Source organism: Comamonas sp. (assembly GCF_036666375.1).
In the GTDB taxonomy this organism is placed as follows: Bacteria; Pseudomonadota; Gammaproteobacteria; order Burkholderiales; family Burkholderiaceae_C; genus Comamonas.
Genome location: NZ_JAVWWA010000136.1, coordinates 1 through 2,603, shown reverse-complemented (window position 1 = coordinate 2,603; position 2,603 = coordinate 1). Strand labels below are relative to the sequence as shown.

2 protein-coding genes are annotated in these 2,603 nt (G+C 68.8%); one reads left to right on the top strand and one right to left on the bottom strand.

Annotated elements, in window-relative coordinates; genetic code table 11:
- The coding region (locus RR928_RS22335; protein WP_332684314.1) for a M20 aminoacylase family protein at positions 1 to 1,170 on the bottom strand (1,170 nt) is incomplete at its 3' end.
- A gap of 117 nt (positions 1,171 to 1,287) precedes the next feature.
- Here RR928_RS22335 and RR928_RS22330 point away from each other — a divergent pair.
- Positions 1,288 to 2,603, top strand: a 1,316-nt coding sequence (locus RR928_RS22330) for a molybdopterin-dependent oxidoreductase (protein WP_332684312.1), incomplete at its 3' end; no start/stop codon positions are given.

Sequence of the window (2,603 nt, the reverse complement as noted above, 5' to 3'; positions counted from 1 at the left end):
CTCCACCCAGAACGTCGCGCCCAGCGGAATCAGCCGGTCGTTGAAGTCGTAGCTGGGGTTGTGCAGCATGCAGGGCCCGCCGCCATGGCCGATCGCGCGGTGGTCGCCCTCGCCATTGGCAATGAAGCAATAGGCGCCGGGCTTTTCTTCCAGCATGTAGGCGAAGTCTTCGGCGCCCATCGTGGGCTCCTGGTCCAGCACCTTGGCCGCGCCCACCAGGCGCTGCATCACCGCGCGCGCCAGCGCGGCTTCGGGCGCGGCGTTGATGGTCGGCGGGTAGTTGCGCTCGAAGACAAACGCATGCTTCACGCCATGGCTGGCGCAGATGCCGTCAATCACCTGCTGCATGCGCTGCTCGATCATGTCGAGCACCGCCACCGAGAAGGTGCGCACCGTGCCTTGGAGTTCCACGGTGTCGGGCACCACGTTGGTGGCCTCGCCGCCATGCACCATGGTCACGGAAATCACGCCCGCATCGACGGGCTTGAGGTTGCGGCTGACGATGGTCTGCAGGCCCATGATGATCTGCGCCGCCACCGGCACGGGATCGAGCACCAGATGCGGCATGGCCGCATGGCCGCCCTTGCCGCGCACCGTGATCTTGAACTCGTTGCTTGACGCCATGACCGGCCCCGGGCTCACGGCCATCTGGCCTTCGGCCATGCCGGGCCAGTTGTGCATGCCAAACACCGCCTGCATGGGAAAACGCGTGAACAGGCCGTCGCGAATCATCTCGCGCGCGCCGCCGCCGCCTTCCTCCGCGGGCTGGAAGATCAGATAGATCGTGCCGTCGAAATCGCGGTGGCGCGACAGATGCTGGGCCGCGGCCAGCAGCATGGCGACATGGCCGTCGTGGCCGCAGCCGTGCATCCGGCCCGCATGGCGGCTCGCATGCGCAAAGGTATTGCCTTCCTGCATGGGCAGCGCGTCCATGTCGGCGCGCAGGCCCAGCGCGCGGCCGCAGGCGCCGGCGTCGCGTCCATGGACAATGCCCACGACGCCGGTCTTGCCCAGGCCGCGGTGCACGGCAATGCCCCATTCGGTCAGCTTGGCGGCAATCACATCGGCGGTGCGCACTTCCTCGAAGCACAGCTCGGGGTGGGCATGGATATCCCGGCGCAGGGCAGCCAGCTCATCGGCCTGCGCAACAATTTCTTCAATCAGCGACATGGACAAAAACCTCCTGTCACACATTGTGGCGCCAAGGCGGCACGCACGGGGGCAAAGCCGTCCTTTTCGCCAGCGCATGCGAGACAATGGCGTGACAACTCCTGCCCCACGAACGCCATGTCCTCTTTCGACAGCCCGTCCCCTGCGCCCGGCGCGACTTCCATCGTGCGCGGCGCCTGCCCGCATGACTGCCCCGACACCTGCGCGCTGCTGACCACGGTGGTCGACGGCGTGGCCACGCGGGTCCAGGGCAATCCCGAGCACCCGCAGACCGATGGCGTGCTCTGCGCCAAGGTCAGCAAATACCCCGAACGCACCTACCACGCCGAGCGCGTGCTGACGCCGCTCAAGCGCTCGGGATCCAAGGGCAGCGGCCAGTTCACGCCCGTGTCCTGGGACGAAGCGCTGGGCGACATCGCGCAGCGCCTGCACGCCATCGCGCAGCGCGCGCCCGAGGCCATCCTGCCCTACAGCTATGCGGGCACCATGGGTCTGGTGCAGGGCGAAAGCATGGACCGGCGCTTCTTCCACCAGCTCGGCGCCTCGCTGCTGGACCGCACCATCTGCTCGAGCGCCGGCGGCGAAGCGCTGATGCACACCTACGGCGGCAAGCTGGGCATGCGCGTGCAGTTCTTTGCCGAAAGCCGGCTGATCATCATCTGGGGCAGCAACAGCATTGGCAGCAACCTGCATTTCTGGCGCTATGCCCAGGCCGCCAAGCGCGACGGCGCGCGCCTCATCTGCATAGACCCGCGCAAGACCGAGACCGCCGACAAATGCCATGAGCACCTGCAGCTGCGTCCCGGCACCGATGCCGCGCTGGCGCTGGCGCTGATGCACGAGCTGATACGCAACGACTGGCTGGACCACGACTACATCGCGCGCCACACGCTGGGCTGGGACGCGCTGCGCGCGCGCGCGCTCGAATGGCCGCCCGAACGCGCGGCCGAAGTCTGCGGCCTGCCCGTGGAGCAGATCACCGAACTGGCGCGCGCCTACGGCACGACCGAGCGCGCCGCCATACGCCTGAACTACGGCGTGCAGCGCGCGCGCGGCGGCGGCAACGCGGTGCGCGCCATTGCCTGCCTGCCCGCGCTCACGGGCGCCTGGCGCCACCGCGCCGGCGGCCTGCTGCTGTCGTCGTCGGCCGCGCTGCCCGCGCGCCGCGCCGCGCTGCAGATGCCGCAGCTGCTGGGCGCGCGCCGCCCGCGCACCGTCAACATGAGCACCATAGGCAATGCGCTGCTCGAGCCCGGCGACGCCGCGTTCGGGCCGCGCATCGAGGCCGTCGTGGTCTACAACAGCAATCCCGTCGCGGTCGCCCCCGAGTCGGCCAAGGTGGCGCAGGGCTTTGCGCGCGACGACCTGTTCACCGTGGTCATCGAGCATTTCCTCACCGACACCGCCGACCACGCCGACTACGTGCTGCCGGC